The following is a 19388-nucleotide window of genomic DNA, read 5'->3' as shown; positions in this document are numbered from 1 at the left end:
GCTCCAATTAATCGCAGTGCGAGTATATACGAGCGGCGGCTGCCCAAGTCCACCGCCCGTGAGAACTATTTGCTGTATTCGAAGGCGTAGCCGCCTTCACCATCCAGCGGCAGGTCGAGGCACCAGGGTTCAGGGGTACGCATGATGCCGACCATGTCGGCGAACACTTCATCGGCGCCTTTGGTGTCGTACCAGATCTCTTTGCCATCGGCACCGACGCCCAGGTAAAGGGCACCGAAGCTCGGGCCGACCCCGACCACTTCGTCGTGCACTGATAGCGCGACGCGACCGCCGCGGGACATGAGCAGGGTGTCGATCTTGAGCATCTGGCGGAACAGCACAATGCGCGACAGCGCCTGCACGATGTTTTCCGTCAGCTTGCCGCCGTAGAGGTTGGTGAAGAACTTGCCGTTCCAGTATTCCCAGCCGATGCGACCCTGTTCATCCGGTTCGGAGTGGCGCAGGTGCGGATACTGCAACGCCATGCCGTTAGGCATGATCAGCGCGTTCTTGTAGATACGCAGGGCACCCCATTGGCGCTCGTTGCCCATGAACATGTCGAAGATCGCGAGCTCGGCCTCTGCCCAGTAATTGACGATGGGCGCGTTGTCAGCCCGGTACAGGTTGACCATGTGCCGGCAGTCCGGCTCCTCGATGTACATCGGGAACTGGTCGTTGGTGGCCAGGGACGATTGCAGCTTTTTCCAGCCGACCTGAAAGCCCAGGCCAAGTACGCAGGTTTTGCCGACGTGGCGTTCCAGCGGGTTGAGTTTCTTGGTCAGCGGACGCTGGTACACCTTCGTGGCGAAGTTGATGTACACGTCTTCCTTGTCGCGGAACTGCTGGAGTAGGGTCTGGTGACCGGCCACCCAAGCCAATACCCGTGCCTCGATGTTAGAGGAGTCGACCACGTACACCAGCTGGTCGCCGGTAATGGCGGTGCGGGTGGCGTCGGCTACCAATGTGGGATCGAATTGAACGGTCATACCGCCACCTGCCTTGTGCGTACGCTGAGCGACCGGCGCAGCTTGGAGCCGCGGCGCAGGTTCTGCTGGTTGAGTTTCTCGGTACCTGAGCTGCGACCGGTGTGGGCGCCATAGTAGTTCAGGCACACCGGCATCATCCCGTGGCACTGGTCGGCGGTTTCCAGGAAGCGTTCGGCACGGGTGATCTCGCCGGTGGACTTGGCCGCCACACGTCCTGCCCAGATGTGCTCGTGCTCCTTGTGGTGCGCGCGCATTTCCTGAAAGCCCATGTCAGCTTTGCCCAATGCCGGGATCATCTTCGGCACTTCCTCACCGGTCTCGCGGCCCTCGGCATCGAGGACTTTGATCTTGACTGTGGGTGACGGCTTCATCGGCAGAGTGATGCCCAACTTGTCGCGCACGTAGGCGGCGAACTTGGTGTCGGAGCTCAGGGTGGTGGTGGCGACGCCGGCGGCTTTGAGAAGCGCGTTGCGTTTCTCCACGCCTTCGTCGTAACACTCTTGGACCAGGTCCTTGTTGAGTGTGAAAATTGGGTTGCACATCATCCGGATGTGCAGGTCGATCAAGCGCAGCTCATCATCGGGATAATGAGGCTCCATGCGCAGAAAAGCCTCGTAGGTCAGCCCTACGTCGCCTTGGTCTTTCTTGTCGTTTCCTATGCAATATTTGATCATCGCCGCGAGCATCGCTTCGCTGGCATACAACTGTTGAGTCGTGACGTTACGGAACTGCACCAGCTCCTTGCCCTTGCGCATCGACAGGTCGTTGGGCCATAGCCGCTCGCAGAGTTTCTCCAGGCTGGCCGACTCGGTCGGGAACAGGCCTTTGGACATGCACTGGGTGTCCAGGTACAGGTCGGGGTGCCAGTCGTAGAAGTGGTGGAGGATCATGCCGTCGAACTGGGTGTTCTGGCACAGCAGCGCGATCAGCGTGTCGCAGGCCTCGTCCTCGATGTAGGCGATGGCATCAGCCGTGTCGCGGAACCATTGCCTTGGGCCATCGTCGAGCTGCACACCCACGCCGTGGATGGTGAACTCGGGGTGGTTCAGGTACTGGAACGTGTTGAGGCTGGTCAGGGTGCAGCCGGTGCCGTAGTAGGACTCGAAGTCCAAGGTCACCAGCAGGTAGTCTTCGCCAAGGATCTTCATATCAGTGCACCGTCGCGGAGGGCATGACGTAGTCGCACTGGCCCATGAGTTGGCGGTGGCGGTTCTGGGCAATGCCGTTGACGAGCTGGCCGACCAGGGCGGTGATGCTGTTGAGTTCCCGAGGCGATTTGCCCAGGCTCATGACGAAGGAGGCGAAGTTGACGGACAGGACGGCGATGGCATCGGCGTCGCATTCGCACTCGGCGAGCACACCGTGTTCCAGAGCCTGGGTCAGTTCGTTGATGTCGTCGCGCAGCAGGAGTCGTTCGGCAAACGCCATGAGGTGGTTGATTTGCTTGTCCATGTGGATCTCCAAAAGACACCGGGGCGCGTGGCCCCGGTCGGGGTTATCGTCGGTGGCGGGCGGCGCGAAACCAGATCAGGGCGGCGAGGAGCAGGCCGGTGACGACGCCGGCGCCGTACAAGATCGAGATCACATGCAGCGCGATCGAGGCGCCCAGTGACAGGCCCACGATCAGCAGCAGCGTGTAGAGGCGCCACATGTCAGCGAACCGCTTTCACGGTGCTGTTGATGCCTTTGTCGACGGCTCGGCGCACGTCACGTTGGTCATCCGCCGAAAGGCCTTGGTGCCAGGCGTTGTTGTAGACCAGCTGGGCGCGGACGCAGTAGGTATCGGGCTTGCCCATGGTCGAACTCTCCAAGCCGGACATGCCGAGCTTGTCGATGTCGCAATGGCTGTACAGCGGGTTGCCGTTGATGTCCTTGCTATTGGCGAAGGAATCGTCGTTGACCTCACCGATCAGGATCTGGGTACCGAAGTCCTCGGTGATGTCCGAGCTGATCTTGCCGGCGCGGCCGATGTACAGCATGCCGGCGATCTCGATGCGCACACCGGCTTCGGTGGTGGTGAAGCCCTGGGCCACGGCTTCCGCCGCGCTGTACCAGTTGTCGAACTCGATGACGCGGGCGCCCTCGTAATCCTTGTCGGTCTTGATCCAGTTCTTCACCGTGGTAAGGGCGCCGGAGCCCTGCACCGAGGCGAAGGCGTACTTGGCAGCGATCGAGTCCTTTTCCATCTTGCCGAAGTCGTCGACACCGCTCTTGCCGTGCAGCCAATAGACCACTTCGGTGTGTGCGTCAGTGACCTTGACGTCATTGGGCAACACGCCGGAGCTGACTACGTCGGCCTGAATGACGGCGATGTCGCACTTGCCGGCCTTCATCTTCTGCGCGTTCTCCACCGAGCCGCCGGTGTTGAGGACGTGCAGTTCAGTGGGGGTGTCCTTGACGATCTTCTTGCCGATTGTCTCGGCCAACGATTCGTAGAAACCGCCCTTGCCGCCGGAGCAGAAGTTCAGGGAGGCCGGGGCAGCCGCGTGGGCCAGAGCCGAAGCGCCCAACAGGGCGATGATCAACAATGCTTTCGATTTCATGCAGGTCTCCATTTAAGACGCAATGCGTGTATTGGTGGGCAGCAGAAAAACGATGCGATCGAGTTCGCTATACAGCTCGTCGAGGGTGCCGTCGTTGCTGACCATGAACCGGGGATAGCGTAAGTGGACGCCGGCTTCGCTGGCGTGGGCGTTCACTGGGGCGGCGGTGCCGCGGGTGATCTCGATCAGGGTGCCGCCCTGCTGGAGAATCCATTCGGCCTCGTTGTCGAAGCGAACGTCGCTGATCACCAGGCCGTGGGAAAGGCCACGTTGGCAGTGAATCCACTGTTGTTCGGCAAGTAGTGTCCACAGTTGGGGGTGGACGCAGTTGCGACCCCATTCAGTACCGAGGAGCTGCGTCAGTTGGCGCGGGCTTTTGCCCAGCCAGTCGATCACTTGTTCCTTGGCGGCGCCGTCTGCTTCACCAATATCGTGGCCAAAGGCAGCGCTGAGCATATCCTTGAGTGGTGCGGCGAACGCGTAACGGTTGAACATATGCCACATGTGCAGGTGCTCGGCCGCAGTGTCCTTGCCGACCCGGGCTTTGCCGATCAGGCCGATCAGGTTCATTACGCGCTCCCGACCAGTTCAGCAGCCAAAGCGTCGGCAGCACGGAGTTGAGAGGCGAGGTCGTCCAGCTGGCGCAGCGACTCCATGATCACATCGGCCTGGAACTGGGCATCGTCCAGTGCGTTGTGGTGGGTACCGACGCGAGGGACTTTGATCTCCAGGCCGAAGCGCTTGGTGATGTCGTACAGCGTGCGCATGTCGCGGACGTTGCGGAAATACCACGGCACGAACGGGCTGATTTCCTTGTAGGCGTGGTTCAGGATGCCGATGTCGAAGTCCGCGCCGTTGCCCCATACGTGCACGTCATGGGTCTCGCCCAGTTTGCCGAGCCAGTCGGTCAGTTGAGTTAGGCCTTCGGCGAGGGTTGGGCATTCGTCGCTGTGGGCATAGTCGAAGGCTTTGCGTGCATCGGGGCTTTGCGTGGACCACCAGTCGAGGGTCGAGGCGTCGGTCTTGCGAACAGGTTGCGAGGCAACGCTGGTGGCGGTGTAGAACTTGATCGTTTGGCCAGTGGCAGCGCAGACGGCGACGGCGCCGATCGACAGCAGTTTGGCAGCAGGGGAGGTGGACAGTGTTTCGAGGTCAATGGCCACTTCAGCGCGGGGCTTACTCATCTGTGAGTTCCTTGAGAAATAGGTCGAGCACGTTTATCGGGTGTTGCGAATCACGCACCAGGACCAAAGCGATCCGGGCGCGTTGATTGGCGTTGGGGTACATCGAGATTGCGGATTTGCGCACGGCGGCGTTGGATTGGTGTATCCGAGCCGCCAGGCTCATAACCAACAGGACGTCGGTAAGGTCGTAGATGCGTTTCTTATGCGCTTTCGCCATCGGCAATAAGCTCCGACCGGAGAATCTTCACTTCGCGGGGGGCGGTGATGCCCACCTTGATGAACTTCGGGCGGTCCGGGTCGACACGAACATCAATGATGATGTTGTCACCAATGTGGATGGTCTCACCGGCTTTACGGGACAGAACTAAGCGGGCTGGTACAACGTTCATTCGACTTCCTTTTTGATACGCATCATGCGAGCTTCGATTTTATGGGATGGTCAATTAACAATTTTTTCACAGCGTGTAGACAATCGCGGGGCTTATGCCCGAAAGCCGGGCATAGGGCTAGATGCCGTTGATCGAAAAATCCCCAAAAAATGCAGGGTTATCGTCTCGGAAGCGTGGGATCGACAACAAATCCTCGGTGTAGGGAATACTGATTGTGTCGTCGTGGATGGACAGCCCCATACGCTTCGCAAGCTCTAGGCTGGGGCCGCAGGCACTTTGCAAGAGGACCAGATCAGGGTCGTGAGCGACGCTCAAGCAGTTGAAGGTGGGGCCGTCAAAACCCCAGTCTTCCATGTCCTCGCCAATCGACGAGCGGCCATGGAAAAGGTGCACTTTTAAGTTGTCCCCACGGACAGAAAAGCTTCCGGGATGTGTGATAGGGCCTTCCTGACTGTCAACAATCAGGGTTGAGCAGTACGTGCTGTGCACCGACTGCCCGGGTTGGATGGTGTAGTGCTTCACAGGTGCTTTCATGTCGATGGTCCCTCAATGGTCTGCATGATACACGCAATGCGTTTATTTGGAAGCGGTATGATAAGGTAATAGGCATCAGTCGCCGACCCACGAGTAAGTCGGCGTGCATCTGAAAGTCAGTGGTGTGAAATCATTTGCAATACGCCGATGGGCAAAGATGTAGATTCCACCTTGAATCGAGTTGGAATCTCAAATTCTATTGGGCCTCTGAGTTGATCTGAGAATACCCTGATTTTGAAGGATTGCAGTCTTTCGGACGGCTGGGTGAAGTAAGCGACTTCAGTATATAACGTTTCACCCGACTGAATCTTGCCCACTGGAAAGGTTGCGGCAACGGTATTTCGTTCTGAGGTGATTTCAATATTACTTAATTTTTGTATTTTGCGATGAATATGCCCAAATAAATCGATTGTTTTATTGGGCTTTGATGGAAGTTGAGTTTCGGTAAGAAATTCGAATCCAGGCGAAGATGGTGCGCTGATTTGAATTCGCACGTCATCAGCAAAGTGATCACCTAAGTTAGATATCTCGAATCTGAATGCAAAAGTGCTGTTTTTAAATTTCGTATATTTTGCGAGTTCTCGAAAATAACTGGAGTTGGCTTGGGTAAGTGCCGGTATACCGAATGTATTAGATTTTCGGTCTATGTACTCCGGATAGCTCTCTAGCTGATAATTTTTGTACGCAACATCGATTGACGTGACTGGAGTGGCGTTTTCATCTAGCTCAACAAGTTGTACTTGCAGTTTTGGAGCAAATGTTTTTTCTCGAACTGCTGCTCCCATCCTAGCAATTTCGTCAGGTTTGGCAATAGCGGTAGCTGAGCCGCGACGGACATATACGACGTCAGGTGAAACTTTGCCATACTGTTGCTTCGCATAGATTGGTCGATCCTGAACTGGGATAGTATATAGCCCCAGTTTCACTCCCAGGTATGTAAGCGAGCGGTAGGAAAAGTGAACAGGTACGTTGGTCTTTCCGTTAATAAATTGTTGTAGGCGAGAGTCATCAAGATCCTTGTCCAGTTCGACTAAATCTTGGGTGTCGTTACTTACGCCGATTAGAATATAGGCTGTTTCGTCTCGCCACGCGTTCGAAAAAGCAAGAATGTCTTTGAGTAATTCAGATTTGTCGTCGTTACTTGCGCCGTCATGAGGATACTGTTGAACTTTATAGTCTAGAGTTACGCCTTCGCCGCTGTAGAGCAGCCTTTCGATTAAACTTTCGTCATCCATATTCGTCTCAGCACTTAAAAGTTTTACTCAACGCTACTATTTAGTCGTCGTAGTGTCTAGGGCATGGGCGCTGGACTACCGTTCCCAGCGACAATCAACATCAGTTTTGCAGCTTTTGGGCCACGAAAGCCGCCACTTCTCGTACACGGGCGGCTTGAAAAGCGTTAGCAGCGCGACGAATGCTGATAGCCTTGGTTCCATGTGTCCTTTTGAAAGCGGCATGAAGAGCTTGAAATTCCACGTGACTTTCGAAACCAAGATGGTTCATCGGCGTGAGAGGATCATAGGGACCCCAGCTCATTTCTACTTGAGCATCTTTTTGGCCAGATACTTTAAAACCCAAGCGCTCGTAGATGTGGACGGTGCCTAGATGGCATGTAAGCACGATTGATTGGTGCCTCGATTTGATGTCGTCGAGCATCAATCGTAATACACCCTGTTGCCTGTGACTCTGGGCAACCGCCCCATAGCTCAGTCCGCAGGCACCATTCGCTGCCCGGATCACCAGCATGAAACCGATGACGGCGCCCTCTGGGTCCTTTGCCAAGACAACTTCCACTGGCAGCATTGGTTTTGCCGAAAGGACTTGCTGGAGGTATGTGCGAACCTCGATCTCAAGCGTGCCTTTACTCAAACCGCTGATCGGACCGTCTCTTCTTACCGCGTACGAAGTGAGGTCGATGTGGTTGGCCACGGCTAATTTGATTACAGGCTGTAGGTCTTGCTGTGTGAGCTCGCGCGTAATGATGTTCATAAAACGTTCGGGTTATAGAGGAAAACGTAAGGTACATGGTTGGATAATGGGATGCTATGGCTCAGTGCTATCACTGCTTCCCCTGTCACTGACGTCCCGAATGGGACATTACGGGCGCCACCGAAAGTTTGTCGATGCGTTGGCGCAGGTCATCGATCTCCTGATCCGCGCTGTTCAGTCGGGCTTGCAGCGCCGTTTCGCGGGCCATCGAGGCGCTCAGGGCGTACTTGGCGACCGCGCGTTGCAGTGCCCGGGTTGAGAAACCGATCTTCTCGGCGATGTCCTCCCAGTTCGTGCCTTCGGCGCGCATCTTCAAGGTGAGCGACACGTATTCGTCGGTGATCAGCCGGTGCTGGCCTTGTGGGCCGAGCTCGACGCCAGCCGCGCGCAGATGGCGGCGCACCGTGTTGGGACTGTGGCCTATCTCCCTGGCGATGTTCTCTGCCGAGCGACCTTGGCGCTGGTACAGGTCGACGAGGCGTTCGAGGTCCAAGGTGCGGCCGCCTTGAATGAGTACGGTGTTCATATTTACTTGTCCTGTTTTTGGGAGCAGCGCCACGGATGGTTGGCGCCGGGGCGCTTCACCTTGCGCGGGCCAATGCGTGGTGGTCGTGGTTTGCGTTTCTGGTTGGTGCGGTCTCGTTTCTTGCGGGCTTTGAGCGTCGGGAGCGGGAACACCAGCTTGATGCCGCGCACGGCCATGGCGTAGCGCAGGCGATCAGTGCGACCGAAGCCCATCGTGGTGGCGATCAGACTGACGTGCATGCCGTCGGCGATCATCCGTTGCAGGGCTTCGCGAAAACCCTCACCGGTGTCCAGGGTGTAATCCGGTACCAAGCCGTAGCGTGGGAACGGGTCGTTCTCCGGGTGCTTGGCCAGGAGCAGGTAGAAGTAGTCGCGGTTGTAGCCGAGCGCTCGCGCGGTGTCGTGACGGCTCAGGTCCTGTTCGGCGAAGTCGCGCACCAGGTCCCAGAACGGCATGCCCCAACGGGTCTCGATCTGGTCGCGTTTGTAGGCTCGGGCCATGACGACTTACCCGGCCAGCGAGTTGAGGTAGGCGTGCGCACCGCGGAAGCTGGTCGCCACTTCTCGGCCGTCGCTCAGGATCGCGTAGCCGCCTGAGTGGCGTGGGGGCCGCTCGACCTTGGCGATGCGATCGCGAAACACCAGCAGCTTGCGGTGCAGCAGGGCGACCTTGGTGCCGTAGATCGCTTCCAGTTTGCGCAGCGAGGTGACCAGCAGCAGCTCGCCTTGGTCGGTGTAGGCGGTGATGTACTTGTCCTCGGATACGAAGTGCGAGACCTTTTCGATTGGCACGCGCACGGCTTTGCCGGCCTTGTGGACCTGGATGAAGGTCGAGAGGATGTGCTGGGTTTTGGGCGGGAAGGACATTAGCGCTCCTCGTCCGACATGTAGCCGATGATCAGTTCTTCGAGGCTGTGCGCGTCAAAGCCGCGGTCCCGCCACGCGAGGGCGATCTCCATCGAGTAATCGAGGATCAGGTCGCTCATGGCTTCGAGGTCGTCGGCCTCGGCGCTCTTTTCCATTTTCCGGCTGGTGGTGCTGTAGTTGCCGTAGTTGCCCCAGCGGTTGTTCCAGTCGGCCCACATGTCCTCGACGACGGTCTTGTCGCGTTCGGTCGGCAGCGCTTCCCAATCGACGGCGATCAGGCGGTTGACCAGCCGGGTGACAAACGACATGTCCTGGCACTCGAACATCGTGTGCTGGTCGTAGTAACCCACGGCGAGGTTGGTGCATTCGGGGATCAGCAGCGTGTAGTTCTTGGTGTCGGTGAACGAGCCGCTGTCGTCGCCGGTAAATACGAAGCCCTCGGTCATGTTCAATTGGTCGGCGAAGGCGTCGGCGAAGGCATCCGAGCAGCAACGCTCGCCACCTTGGTGGGTGATGATGTCGCGGGTGCCCTTGCGGTCAAAGGCGATGGCGCGGTTGTACGTTTCGAGCTCGTCGGCGAAGTTCTTGGCGATGAAGGTCGAGCCATTGCCACCGATCTCTTCTTCACGGTGGAAGATGTACAGGCCGGGTACCTTGGCTTCGATCAGGTTGAGCAGAATCCAGATCCCGGTACCGTCGTCGGCACCCAGTACACCGCCGGCCTTGACGCTGAGGATTTGCTCGTCGACGGTCAGGGCGTAGGTGCCGGTGGCCTTGGCCTTGTGCACCGTGTCGGTGTGCGCGCTGAACAGGGTGGTCGGGTTGGAGCCGTCGGCCTGCTGGATGCGCAGCCAGAAGTTGCCGAAGGAGTCCTTCTGCATCCCGGGCAAACCCTGGATGTAGGTGTCGATGACGTAGGCCTCGCCTTCGGAGTCGGCGAAGCGCGGACGACGGACGATGTCATACAGCACTTCGACAGCGATCGGAGTGCCCACGGCAGTGTCGGCGAAGGCGGCGTGGGATGGCGGAACGACTTTGTGCGACGGACGAATATTGGTCACGGTTTGCTTACTCATTTCGTGAATTCCTTGGGGGGGAGGGATGAAGCCGCTTATGCGGCTTCTTCGCCCTGGATGATCGCGGTGTAGACGCGGAGCATCGGGTAGGTGCTGTCGAGTTCAGTCGGGGCGCACTCAAACAGCTCCTCGTCGATGTCGCTGACCTCAACCAACTCGTCGTTGCCGTCAGCGTCGACGCACACGGCGTAGTCGTTGATCTGGCAGGCTTCGTCGGTTTCGTGGTTGAAGAACAGGTCGTGATCGGCGAGGTCGTTGGTCAGCAACCAATTGCCGTCTTCGGTGCGTGTGCAGTCATCGATCAGCGCCACGCAGTTGCTGTCGTAGTAACTGGTGTCGAGCTCCACCAGGCCGTAGTGGCCCATGTCGCGGAAGTCGCTGTTGAAGAAGATGTGGCTGTAGTAGCGCAGCGTGCCGCGGTTGACGCTCACCAGCTCGTAGACAGTTTCGTCTTCGTGGACGTAGCGCTCTTCCTGCTGGTTGGTGCAGTAAGCGCGGGTGTGATCGTTGTCGGCGCATGACTGGCAGATGCGATCGCCGCAGTCGTTGATCTCGTAGCCATCGTCATCGTCGTAATCGGTGTCGCAGCACTCGCAGCACCAGTCGCTACTGCGGCTAGTGTTGTAGTCGATCAGGCACCCGGATTCGTGGTCGGCGTTCTCGCAGCCGCCGGTGAGCAGGTGATCGTCCCGAACGTAGACGCCGAGGTTGCCGCTATCGATGTACGGGCAGAGGATCGCGTGCGGGTAACGGTCGGGCGAGATCTTCAGCAGTTTCTGATCGACCAAGGCGCTGTCGTGCTGGGCGTAACCGAGGTCTTCGAGATAGTTCTGCAACCGGTTCAAGGCATTCGCCACACTTTCCTTGGCGTAGATACGCGGATACTGCATGCGCTCTTTGTTAACGATGGTGCGGGCCACGATGTTCTCGTTGACCTCCATCCACACCAGTTCCAGGTCGTTCTCTGGGTGCGCGTACACCTCGGTCGGGTGCACGAATTCGCCATTGACCATCAATTTGCCGAAGCTCTTGCCGGTTTCGTCGTAGGACATGCAACTGCTCGGGCCACTGATGTACACGCGCTTGTAGTCCTCGCGTTCGCAGCTGTGCTTGTACTGACTGCCCAGGTGCGAGGCGGCGTGTGCGGTCAGTTGCTTGACGGCTTCGTCGCTGGTGCCTTCTTTGGCGAACTGGCGAATGAAGCGGCCGGCACGCATCACCGCCTGACGATCCATGACCCCGGCGGTGGCGTTCTGGGTGTAGGCGATCAGCCCCGCGTTGCCCGGTTTGGTCGGCAGGTGCGGATACAAGTGCTGGATCTTTTCCGGGTCGAGTGCATCCAGTACCGGGGCTGGCAGCTGGTCGTAGGCGCTATAGCGGATGCGCGCTTCTTCACGTACCTGCCACAAAGGGCGATCAGCGCGGAAATATTCCGGGTATGGGTGGGCGTGCGCAAAGCAATGAAAGGCCCCGGGCGTGATGCGCAGTTCTGGGATGAGGTGGTCGCCCGCGGTGGCGCTCTGTGCCGTGCTCTGGAACCAGGAGCAGTCGCTAAAGTCGCGCATGGTTTCGGGCATACCTGGCAGCTCGTTTATCGCGGCGCGGGTGTACGAACACGTCTGGTTGCCGTTCGCCGGGTCTTCGATCAGTGACATCAGATCCCTGACTCCGCCGGCGAAGGTCAGCATGAACAGCGGCACGCGCAGGATGAGGTAGTCGCTGTAGGTCGAGTAGTTGTAAGGCGCTTCGACGTGAGTGCTGGCCTTCGCTGGATTACCGTCCTTGTCGACTAGCGACATGATGGTGCCACCTGCGGTGCGGTTGTACAGCGTGATGGCTACCGGATACAGCGGGTCGACTCGGTTGCGTTGGTGGTCGTCGCCGATCGGAGTATCAAGGTCGATGTAGTTGAACTTGGTGAACTTGCGTGCCACCTCATAAGCGGTGTGGGCGAAGGCCACACCGCGGTCAATCAAATCCTGGATCGTGGTTTCGGTTACTTGGTGCATCGGTCTTCTCCTTGAAAGGCGCAGTTACACGCAGTGCGTGTAACTGCGGGCGTGGTTCAACCGTCAGGCAGCGCGTTGCAGGCGGTTGCCAGCGATGCTGTTGCGGGCGGCGTCGAACAACTCGTCGGCGCTCAGCGTCGGCTCGGTGCCCTGGGCCTTGAACGCAGCGAGGATCGCCTGCTGTTCCACCAGCGTCGCGGCGGTGCGATCGAGGGACAATTTCACCGCTTCGCTTGGCTGTGGGAACGCAGCGTTGACGTTGCCGAGGAAAGCGCCGACGCGGTCGAAATCCACGCGCTCCGGGTCGAAGGAGTAGGGCGTGAACAGGTTGGCCAAACGGTACTGCGCTTCGGCGACCTTGACAGCGGCAGCGTTGACGATGGCCTGGAGCGGATTGACTTGAGCTTTAGACATAGCGATGTACTCAGTTAAGTGCAGCGGTTGGGGGGTGTTACAGGTTGAAGCTCTTGAGCTCGTCGAGCAGCGCCGCGGCTTCCGGGTCGGTCTTGGCGAGCAGCTCGTAGAAGGCGGCGTCTTCGTACTGCTTTTTCTTCACCGCGAGCTTGGCCTTGACCCGCTGCATGTGCTCGATGCGAGCCTGCACATGCTTGGAGAAGTCCTCGTTGAAGGTGCCGAGGATTGCCTTGGTCGCTTTGCTGGTGTCGATCACCTCGTCCTGGACGATCTGGCCGATGGTGAACGGCATGTTGCGGTTCTGGATGATCTGCGACACCGATGGGACCACTGCGTAGTCGCCGGTCCTGGCGTCAGCCGGCGCCCAGTAGTTGTAGGATTTCTCCGGGTTGTCGAAGGTGACCAACACGACTTTCATCGGGCGTTTGTCGAGGGCGATTTCAGTTGTTTCAGTGGCCATGGTGCGCGTTCCTTGTGGGTGGAAATAATTGCAATGCGTGTTATTCCAGCCACGTGTCGAGTGGACTGGTGCTCAGGCGGCGGACCAACTCGGTCTTGATCACAGCGGCGAGGTCATCGTTGCTGATGTCGGGTGGCGCAGCGTTGAGGATGCCGACGTAACTGTTCTTATCGATGCCGTGATCTTCGTCGTGAAAAATCTGCGTACGGTCGAGGAAAAGCTTCAGCGAGTTCCTTTCAAGGGACGGCGCAAGGCTGCACAGATGGGATACCACCGGGGGGCGGTGAGTGGAGGCGTACTCCATGTCGACGCTGTGGAACATGGTGGTGATGCCGCCCTCGATCTCTCGGGCGTAGAGCTCGTCGGGGATCAGACAACCCACGGCGCACATGCGGCCGTCGTTGTCGCGGTACTTGCAGCCATCGGCGTAGGCACGGGCGCGTTGCTGGGCGAGGTGGGCCGACATGGTGTCGACGATGGCCAGCAGCTCGGGTTTCAGGGTCTGCATTACTTGCACTCCATCAGGTAATCGCCGGGCACCATGGCGTAGTAGATCGGGATCTGCGCCTGGCATTCTTCGATCGTTTCCCAGGCATTGCTGAGCGGCTTTGTTTCGCACTGCTGGTTGACGCAGTAGTGGATGAACAGGGTGAACAGGGCGGTCTTCATGGCCGAGGTCTCGGGGGCGGAAACAGTATGGCGATCACCAGAATCACCAGCAGCGTGATTACGGTGTCGACGTTGATCACGCTGCGAACTCTTTGAGCAAGGCCTGGAGCTGGTGCGCCTTGGCCATGGCGGTGGCATCGGTCTCGCGCTGCGCTTCGATCGACAGGGCCAACTCGTCGACGCGGGTGGACAGCAGCTGCATGCGCAGGAGGAACTCGGTACCGATGCTGGCCAACTCAGTGGAGACCTCGGACAGCAGATCGATGGGCGAGACTGGAGATTTCACGGTTTCAGGTTGCTTGGTGGTCATAGCAGGTTTGCTCAATATTGGCTTAGTAGGCTTGGGTGCTTTGATGGTGACCGTTTCACGCTGGAACTCGCCGCGAGTGGGTTCACGGATCAGGCCGCTGTCTTTCATGTCGCGCAGGCAGGCACGAATGACATGCGGGGCGGTGTTTACCCCGGTCAGGCGTGCAGCGTTGAGGATGGTGGTCTCGCTCCAACAGGCCTGGATCGGTACCGCCTCATACACCTTGCGGGCCAAACCGGATTGGCTGGCGAGGAGCTGTTGTTGTCTGCTTTCGTTCATCGCAATTTCTCCGTGGCGAGGATCGATCGCAGGTGCAGGCCCTGGGTGCGCAAGAACTGGCGCAGGTGTGTTTCGGCATCGAGCTCATTGAGCCCGCCCATGATCTTGCAGGCGTACACCGGCCGATCCGTGCTGTTGCTGGTTGGGGTGGTGCTGAAGCTGAAGCGATACGCGTGCGGCTTGATCGCAAGCAGTGGCCCGCGTTTGTGGTGGCGCAGCGGTTCGTTCGGGTTCATCGAGCCGCGACGATCGAGCTCGCCCCGGGCTTGCAAGGCGGTGATGCGTTGGCCAATGGCCTCGGCCGATTGACGGATGTCCTGGAGCTGGGTGGAGAAATTCATTTACTTGGTGTCCTCTTTCATGAGCCGTTCGCACACCGTAGCGAGCGGTTTGTCCTTGGTGATGGTCACGCCGCACACGCTGGCTTCCATGAGGTAGAAAGTCAGTTGGTTTAGGCTGATCTCGGCGAGGTCGAGGGTGAGCTGCTTGCCTTGGGCGCCGTCGTAGCGATCAAGGGTGATGATCACGCGCACGTGAGCAACTCCTCTGGCACCTGCACCGTGTCGCCCAGCTTGCTGGCAACGATGGCGCGACAGGCGGCGATCAATGCGGTTTTCCCCCTACCGGAGTAGCGAATTAGCCCGCCGAAGTTCTTCGGGTGGTCCGCGCGCCAGTCGTGGAAGCCGGTCACTGCACAACCGCGCATCTCGATCGGGCGTTCGATGGTCAGGTTGTGTTTCTCGATCAGCGGACCACCTTGCTGCCAGTCGGTGGACGGGGCAAACACGTCGTGAGTCGCTGGGCCTACGTTGATCCAGCACTGTTTGATGCCGGATCGGCCCGGGAACGGTGGCAATGAATGCCCCTCGACTCTGGCCACTGCCCAATCCAGCGCGGGGCCTTCGAGCTCGGCGGTCGGCCGAGTGACGAGGGTCATGATGCGAACGCCAGTTGGTTGAGTTTGCGGATCTCGATGTGGCCGCTGGCCATACAGCCGCCGCCGCTTCCAGACCAGCGATTGGATTTCATCTTGCCGGTGGGGATGAACAACGTGGTGCCGTAGTGGCTGCGGACCCGATCAGGCTCGGCATAGTGCGCGTTGATCGTGCTGCGCAGCAGGTCGAGGTCGGTGCTGGCGATCAGCAGGCGTTCACTGTCGCGGCTGTCACCGCCGTCGTCGTGATAGAACTGACGGGTCATCAGGTCATAAGCGATGTAGATCGGGGGCAGGCTCATTGAATCTTCACCAAGCGAGTGACGGCGACGATGCGGTTGTTTTCTTTCACCGCGGAGTCGTTTGGGCCGGTGCCAGGGGAAAGCACATCGGGGCGCTCAATGCCTTGCTGCTTGAGGGCGTGCTGGATCAGGGAGCTGACGATGAAGGTCACACCGTCCTGGGGCTCGGGCAGGCCTTCAATTTCCTTGTACGCGGTGGTGTAGACGGGGATGCCGCCGACCGGGTCGAGGGCCACCTGTTCGTGGCGCACGCGAGCGATGTTGCCGGACTGGTGCACGCGCTGCGTGCCGGTGACACACAGCAGGACAAGCGGGTGAGGGGTCAGGTTAATCAGGGTCTGTGATTGCATTCGTCGATTCCTTGAGTTTGAAGCGGAGGCGATCGTACTCGCACAGCGATTAATACGCAATGCGTGTTTTATTTTGCGTGGAGCCGCCTAGTGAGTAACCGGGCGGATGCAGAGCGTGTTAGCGACGGATGAAGTGTTCAACATCCAGGTCGACGTACATTATCCACGCGGCATTCATAGCAGCGGAAAAGTAGCGTCCATCACTCGGGTCTTTCGCGAGGTCCACGGCGCCATTTTCCTTGCTGAGCAGTATCATGGCCCGATTTTCAAAGCGCTCTTGGGTTGCCAGAATGTCCATGCCGAGGGGCAATGGAGTATGCGTCCAGATACCTGGGGTGATGCCCTCGGGGCCTTCTTCGAAATAGATGCCCTCTCCAACGCACGCGAAGACGCTGTGCATCGGGTGCGAGGACACATAGCGGTCGAGCCATTCGGTGATGGGACCGATGCTTCCGTCGGATGGATAATTGAGATAGAAGCGGGCGTGTGGGGTAGTGATGTTGATGCGAGTCATGGTAGGACTTCCTTACTGGATCGGAGGGCAAATGATCCTCGACTGGCTTCCAATAACCTTAAGATCGGGACAGTTGTCCCGTACTTTGGGGGGTGTCCCGATCTTGAGGTGAACCGTTTTGAAGATCGGGACAGCTGGAGGCCGCGTGTTCCATGGCTTGTAGCTTTCTTGTCCCGTTGTCCCGTTCTTTTTAGGGGGGGTCAGAGTTTATAAAATGATTTGTGTATTTGTAGCATGCAATAGGGCACAGGGTGCTACCGCCTACCGAGCCCGTGGTTTAGGGCGCAAATAATCACAAAACATTAACAAATCATTTTATAGGTGCAGAGCGGAACTCAAGATCGGGACAGCGCCTTAAAATGGCTGGAAGCCACGGATTACGTGGCCTGTAGCCGATTTGGTCGAAAAACAAGATTGGGACAGCGTTTAAAGATCGGGACAAAACCCCCTGCCGACCGCCCTTCGTCACTCGCCATGCGACTTTTTACCCCGACGGCTAGCCCTCGTCCTCGATGTAGAACACCCCACCTTCGACACAGAACGAGCTGTCTTGGACCTGGAGCGTGGGCAAAGGCCGCCCTTTGGTGTGACGAGGGGCACGAGGTCGCAGGTCCAGGGAGCCGGGCAGGCGGCCACCCAACCCACGTCGCTCGCTGATCAGCACGTCGATGTCGGCCACCTCGACCGGGTGCCCGGTAGGATCGACCGATGCCAGGTGAGCACACGTCGCGTGCCAATCGCCGCGCAACCTGCGCCACAGCGCCGGGGTCAGCCCGACCTCGGTCAAGGCATCCGGGACACTGGCCCCATGGCGCAATGCCTTGTGTATTGCCGCCAAGTGCTCCCAGCGAATGTCGTTGAAGCGCATAAATCCTCCTTTGAATCGCATTGCGAGTAACTTTCCCACCCACCTCGGCTCGTGTCCAGTAACGGCCGACTTAGGGCTTTTGCTCAGTGCCCTTGACCTGTGTCGATTGACCTTCGACCTTCGACACCTCACAGCGTGCAATCACTCGTCATTGGTCCGACCACACACGACCACTCACGACTGATAGCTCTTTGAAGACCCAACACCCACACCACGACGCAGACGCAGAAGCGGTCGCGGACGCAGGGGTAGCCGCAGACGCAGCTTTCAGAGGTTATTCGGCGGGGTTAATCAGGCCGTGACGACCCAGCACACCGGCCCGGCGCCGCTCAGGCGTTTATTCAGGAAGCCCAGGTCCTTGAGATCCAAAGTGCCTTTGCCGTTGCAGCGAAAGCAACGCTCGTTGCGCGTGCTGTCAGTGTGGAAACGGTAGCGCCCGGTGCCCGAGCAATGCGGGCAGGCGCTACCGTTGCTGTGTTGCTCAGCCTTGGACTCGGTCCAGCGGGCGAGGGTGACGGCGGCTGTTTCCAAGCCCATGGCGATCTTCATGGCGAGGGCAGTGACCAGCCCGCCCATGTACACACGCAGGCGTGGTTTTGGTGCAGTGGCAGGGGCCTCAACCTGAGTGGCGAGGGCTTTGATGCGCAGTGCCGAGGCAGCGCGACGTTCGGACATTTTCATGGCTAGTTCTCCATAGTGCCCGGGGCAAATGCCCCGGGCTGATGTGGTTTGAATTTACTTGGTCTTACAGGCCCAACATGGCCTCGACCAAGGCAGCTGCTTTGACCAGCGCATCACCTTCAGCTTCACGCATACGTTGCTTGGCCATGGCGGCCTCGACACGGATGGCAGCGAGGGCATCAGCTTCGTCGAAGATCGGCCCTTGCTTGTTCCAGTACACCGGCGGCTGAGCCGGCATGGTGTCGGTGGCGAACAGCTCCCACAGCTTGAACAGCTCCAGGTCCATCATCCGCAGCTCGGTGTACAGCGACTTCAACCCGTGCAGCAGGGACTCGATGGTTTCCAACTGAGCGGTGGCCCAGCTGCGCTCGCGCTCGATCTGTGTGTCGTGGATGGCTTTGCCGGCGGCCTCCGCTTCCAGCAGCTCGGCGTAGTAGAGGAACGACTTGCGGTCGTACTCGCTTTCTTCACCGGTACCCATGCGGGTCAGGCTGGCGGGCACACCGTAGCGTTCTTCGTTCATGGCCTGGCGCTCCAGGTGCGCGAGGCGATCGCTGATCTCTTCGGCACGGATGGCCAGCATCGCTTGGTCACGGAACACGCGACGGGTGACGTGGTTGATGACCCAGCGAGCCATCATCGGCTTGGCGTGCAGGTCCTCGATCACCGCTTCACGACGCTCGACTTTCTTGGCCGCGGCCTCCTTGTCATCGGCGTACTCGATGCCGGCTTCCCAGCTATCGGCGAGGCGGTCGAGCAGGGCATCCCACAGTGGGTTGTTGACCGGCCATTGCATCCCGATCAGGGCTACGCTGGCGGCGCTGGATTCGCTGTACTTGATGTCGACCAGCTCCATGTCCCACAGCTGGCTCGCAGTGTGCACTGAGGTGCGGAACTCGCCCTCGCTCTCCGACCAGCTACCGTCACTGTCCATCATGTCGGCCTGCCCGGTGGCCTGCTTGGCCTCCTGCATGTCCATGATCTCGTCGATCGATTCCCACGACAGACTGCCTTCGCGGGCCAGCTCCTCCAGCTCCTCGCGGGTATAGGCATCGCTGGTCGATTGCAGCTCGTCGAACACACCGTCCTTAACGGCCAGGGTGACCTCGGCCACGGTCAGCTCACGGTGCGCCTCGTTACGCACGCCGGCGAACGCACTGCGCAGACCATCGAGCATGTTGTAGATACGGTTGGTCTCCTGCACCGCGCGGGTGTACGGCACCTTGCCCAGCTCAGTGGCTGATCGCAGCGCCATCGCCACGTTGGTCATAGCGAACTGAGCACCGTTGAGTGCCGAACGGGCAGCGCTGATTTCGCGACCGTTCTTGGTGGTCACGCTGTCCAGTGCAATGGACTGCGCCCACTCAGTGATGCTGGTTTCGCCATTGAGCAGCGGTAGCAGGATCTCGGTGCCACGAGCGGTTGCAACGATGTCTTTGATGGTGATAGTTTTCATGGTGTAGTTTCCTTTTCTTAGCGGATTGGGTTATTGCGAGTGGCCTGCT

At 58.8% G+C, this 19388-nt stretch carries 31 protein-coding genes; all 31 read right to left on the bottom strand.

The window, feature by feature from the left end:
• Positions 1–65 precede the first annotated feature (65 nt).
• Positions 66–986, bottom strand: coding sequence for a DNA polymerase (locus NL64_RS06405; RefSeq protein WP_034147311.1), 921 nt, complete (start codon positions 984–986; stop codon positions 66–68).
• On the bottom strand, positions 983–2134 hold the full coding sequence (locus NL64_RS06400) for a hypothetical protein (protein WP_034147310.1): 1152 nt from the start codon (positions 2132–2134) through the stop codon (positions 983–985). The genes NL64_RS06405 and NL64_RS06400 overlap by 4 nt, the downstream gene beginning before the upstream one ends.
• A 1-nt stretch (position 2135) precedes the next feature.
• Positions 2136–2438: a hypothetical protein gene (locus tag NL64_RS06395; protein WP_034147309.1), complete on the bottom strand. Its 303-nt coding sequence runs from the start codon at positions 2436–2438 to the stop codon at positions 2136–2138.
• A gap of 43 nt (positions 2439–2481) precedes the next feature.
• Positions 2482–2637: a hypothetical protein gene (locus NL64_RS30020; RefSeq protein ID WP_155292725.1), complete on the bottom strand. Its 156-nt coding sequence runs from the start codon at positions 2635–2637 to the stop codon at positions 2482–2484.
• Between the two features lies 1 nt (position 2638).
• Positions 2639–3529 carry a TAXI family TRAP transporter solute-binding subunit gene (locus NL64_RS06390; RefSeq protein WP_034147308.1) on the bottom strand — a complete coding sequence of 297 codons (891 nt, stop codon included), beginning with the start codon at positions 3527–3529 and terminating at the stop codon, positions 2639–2641.
• Between the two features lie 12 nt (positions 3530–3541).
• Positions 3542–4099, bottom strand: coding sequence for a hypothetical protein (locus NL64_RS06385; protein WP_034147307.1), 558 nt, complete (start codon positions 4097–4099; stop codon positions 3542–3544).
• A complete protein-coding gene (locus NL64_RS06380) occupies positions 4099–4713 on the bottom strand; it encodes a 3'-5' exonuclease (RefSeq protein WP_052321211.1) in 615 nt (204 codons plus the stop codon). Before NL64_RS06380 ends, NL64_RS06385 begins: the two co-directional genes overlap by 1 nt.
• On the bottom strand, positions 4706–4930 hold the full coding sequence (locus NL64_RS06375) for a DUF7740 domain-containing protein (protein WP_034147306.1): 225 nt from the start codon (positions 4928–4930) through the stop codon (positions 4706–4708). Before NL64_RS06375 ends, NL64_RS06380 begins: the two co-directional genes overlap by 8 nt.
• The gene (locus tag NL64_RS06370) at positions 4914–5102 is read right to left on the bottom strand and encodes a carbon storage regulator (protein ID WP_034147305.1); all 189 of its coding nucleotides are present in this window, start codon (positions 5100–5102) and stop codon (positions 4914–4916) included. Before NL64_RS06370 ends, NL64_RS06375 begins: the two co-directional genes overlap by 17 nt.
• 117 nt (positions 5103–5219) lie before the next feature.
• Positions 5220–5636 (bottom strand): hypothetical protein, encoded by a 417-nt coding sequence (locus tag NL64_RS06365; protein ID WP_034147304.1) that lies wholly within the window; start codon positions 5634–5636, stop codon positions 5220–5222.
• A 116-nt stretch (positions 5637–5752) separates the two neighbouring features.
• Positions 5753–6871, bottom strand: coding sequence for an AlbA family DNA-binding domain-containing protein (locus NL64_RS29130; RefSeq protein ID WP_052321210.1), 1119 nt, complete (start codon positions 6869–6871; stop codon positions 5753–5755).
• Between the two features lie 100 nt (positions 6872–6971).
• Positions 6972–7625 (bottom strand): GNAT family N-acetyltransferase, encoded by a 654-nt coding sequence (locus tag NL64_RS06355; RefSeq protein ID WP_034147303.1) that lies wholly within the window; start codon positions 7623–7625, stop codon positions 6972–6974.
• An 85-nt stretch (positions 7626–7710) separates the two neighbouring features.
• Positions 7711–8151 carry a hypothetical protein gene (locus NL64_RS06350; RefSeq protein WP_034147302.1) on the bottom strand — a complete coding sequence of 147 codons (441 nt, stop codon included), beginning with the start codon at positions 8149–8151 and terminating at the stop codon, positions 7711–7713.
• 2 nt (positions 8152–8153) lie between these two features.
• The gene (locus NL64_RS06345; RefSeq protein ID WP_034147301.1) at positions 8154–8651 is read right to left on the bottom strand and encodes a hypothetical protein; all 498 of its coding nucleotides are present in this window, start codon (positions 8649–8651) and stop codon (positions 8154–8156) included.
• 6 nt (positions 8652–8657) lie between these two features.
• Complete coding sequence (locus tag NL64_RS29125) at positions 8658–9017, bottom strand: LytTR family transcriptional regulator DNA-binding domain-containing protein (RefSeq protein ID WP_052321209.1); 360 nt, start codon at positions 9015–9017, stop codon at positions 8658–8660.
• Complete coding sequence (locus tag NL64_RS06335) at positions 9017–10093, bottom strand: hypothetical protein (protein ID WP_034147300.1); 1077 nt, start codon at positions 10091–10093, stop codon at positions 9017–9019. Before NL64_RS06335 ends, NL64_RS29125 begins: the two co-directional genes overlap by 1 nt.
• 35 nt (positions 10094–10128) lie before the next feature.
• Positions 10129–12102, bottom strand: a complete 1974-nt coding sequence (locus NL64_RS06330; protein WP_034147299.1) for a hypothetical protein — start codon at positions 12100–12102, stop codon at positions 10129–10131.
• A 63-nt stretch (positions 12103–12165) separates the two neighbouring features.
• Positions 12166–12516, bottom strand: coding sequence for a hypothetical protein (locus NL64_RS06325; RefSeq protein ID WP_034147298.1), 351 nt, complete (start codon positions 12514–12516; stop codon positions 12166–12168).
• Positions 12517–12553: 37 nt separating this feature from the next.
• Positions 12554–12976: a hypothetical protein gene (locus NL64_RS06320; protein WP_034147297.1), complete on the bottom strand. Its 423-nt coding sequence runs from the start codon at positions 12974–12976 to the stop codon at positions 12554–12556.
• A gap of 40 nt (positions 12977–13016) precedes the next feature.
• Positions 13017–13484, bottom strand: coding sequence for a hypothetical protein (locus NL64_RS06315; RefSeq protein ID WP_034147296.1), 468 nt, complete (start codon positions 13482–13484; stop codon positions 13017–13019).
• The gene (locus NL64_RS30015) at positions 13484–13645 is read right to left on the bottom strand and encodes a hypothetical protein (protein WP_155292723.1); all 162 of its coding nucleotides are present in this window, start codon (positions 13643–13645) and stop codon (positions 13484–13486) included. The genes NL64_RS06315 and NL64_RS30015 overlap by 1 nt, the downstream gene beginning before the upstream one ends.
• 76 nt (positions 13646–13721) lie before the next feature.
• Positions 13722–14234 (bottom strand): hypothetical protein, encoded by a 513-nt coding sequence (locus NL64_RS06310; protein ID WP_034147295.1) that lies wholly within the window; start codon positions 14232–14234, stop codon positions 13722–13724.
• Positions 14231–14575, bottom strand: a complete 345-nt coding sequence (locus NL64_RS06305) for a hypothetical protein (RefSeq protein WP_034147294.1) — start codon at positions 14573–14575, stop codon at positions 14231–14233. The genes NL64_RS06310 and NL64_RS06305 overlap by 4 nt, the downstream gene beginning before the upstream one ends.
• Complete coding sequence (locus NL64_RS06300) at positions 14576–14767, bottom strand: hypothetical protein (protein WP_034147293.1); 192 nt, start codon at positions 14765–14767, stop codon at positions 14576–14578.
• On the bottom strand, positions 14758–15171 hold the full coding sequence (locus NL64_RS06295; protein WP_034147292.1) for a phage protein NinX family protein: 414 nt from the start codon (positions 15169–15171) through the stop codon (positions 14758–14760). The genes NL64_RS06300 and NL64_RS06295 overlap by 10 nt, the downstream gene beginning before the upstream one ends.
• The gene (locus NL64_RS06290) at positions 15168–15470 is read right to left on the bottom strand and encodes a hypothetical protein (RefSeq protein WP_034147291.1); all 303 of its coding nucleotides are present in this window, start codon (positions 15468–15470) and stop codon (positions 15168–15170) included. The genes NL64_RS06295 and NL64_RS06290 overlap by 4 nt, the downstream gene beginning before the upstream one ends.
• Positions 15467–15820, bottom strand: a complete 354-nt coding sequence (locus NL64_RS06285; protein WP_052321208.1) for a hypothetical protein — start codon at positions 15818–15820, stop codon at positions 15467–15469. The genes NL64_RS06290 and NL64_RS06285 overlap by 4 nt, the downstream gene beginning before the upstream one ends.
• Before the next feature lie 118 nt (positions 15821–15938).
• Positions 15939–16334, bottom strand: coding sequence for a hypothetical protein (locus NL64_RS06280; RefSeq protein WP_034147290.1), 396 nt, complete (start codon positions 16332–16334; stop codon positions 15939–15941).
• A 496-nt stretch (positions 16335–16830) separates the two neighbouring features.
• Positions 16831–17223, bottom strand: coding sequence for a hypothetical protein (locus NL64_RS06275; protein ID WP_155292721.1), 393 nt, complete (start codon positions 17221–17223; stop codon positions 16831–16833).
• Between the two features lie 270 nt (positions 17224–17493).
• Positions 17494–17883, bottom strand: coding sequence for a hypothetical protein (locus NL64_RS06270; RefSeq protein ID WP_034147288.1), 390 nt, complete (start codon positions 17881–17883; stop codon positions 17494–17496).
• Between the two features lie 64 nt (positions 17884–17947).
• Complete coding sequence (locus tag NL64_RS06265) at positions 17948–19339, bottom strand: hypothetical protein (protein ID WP_034147287.1); 1392 nt, start codon at positions 19337–19339, stop codon at positions 17948–17950.
• Positions 19340–19388 lie beyond the last annotated feature (49 nt).

The organism is Pseudomonas fluorescens, from assembly GCF_000802965.1.
GTDB lineage: Bacteria > Pseudomonadota > Gammaproteobacteria > Pseudomonadales > Pseudomonadaceae > Aquipseudomonas > Aquipseudomonas fluorescens_A.
This window is presented reverse-complemented; position numbering and strand designations above follow the sequence as displayed.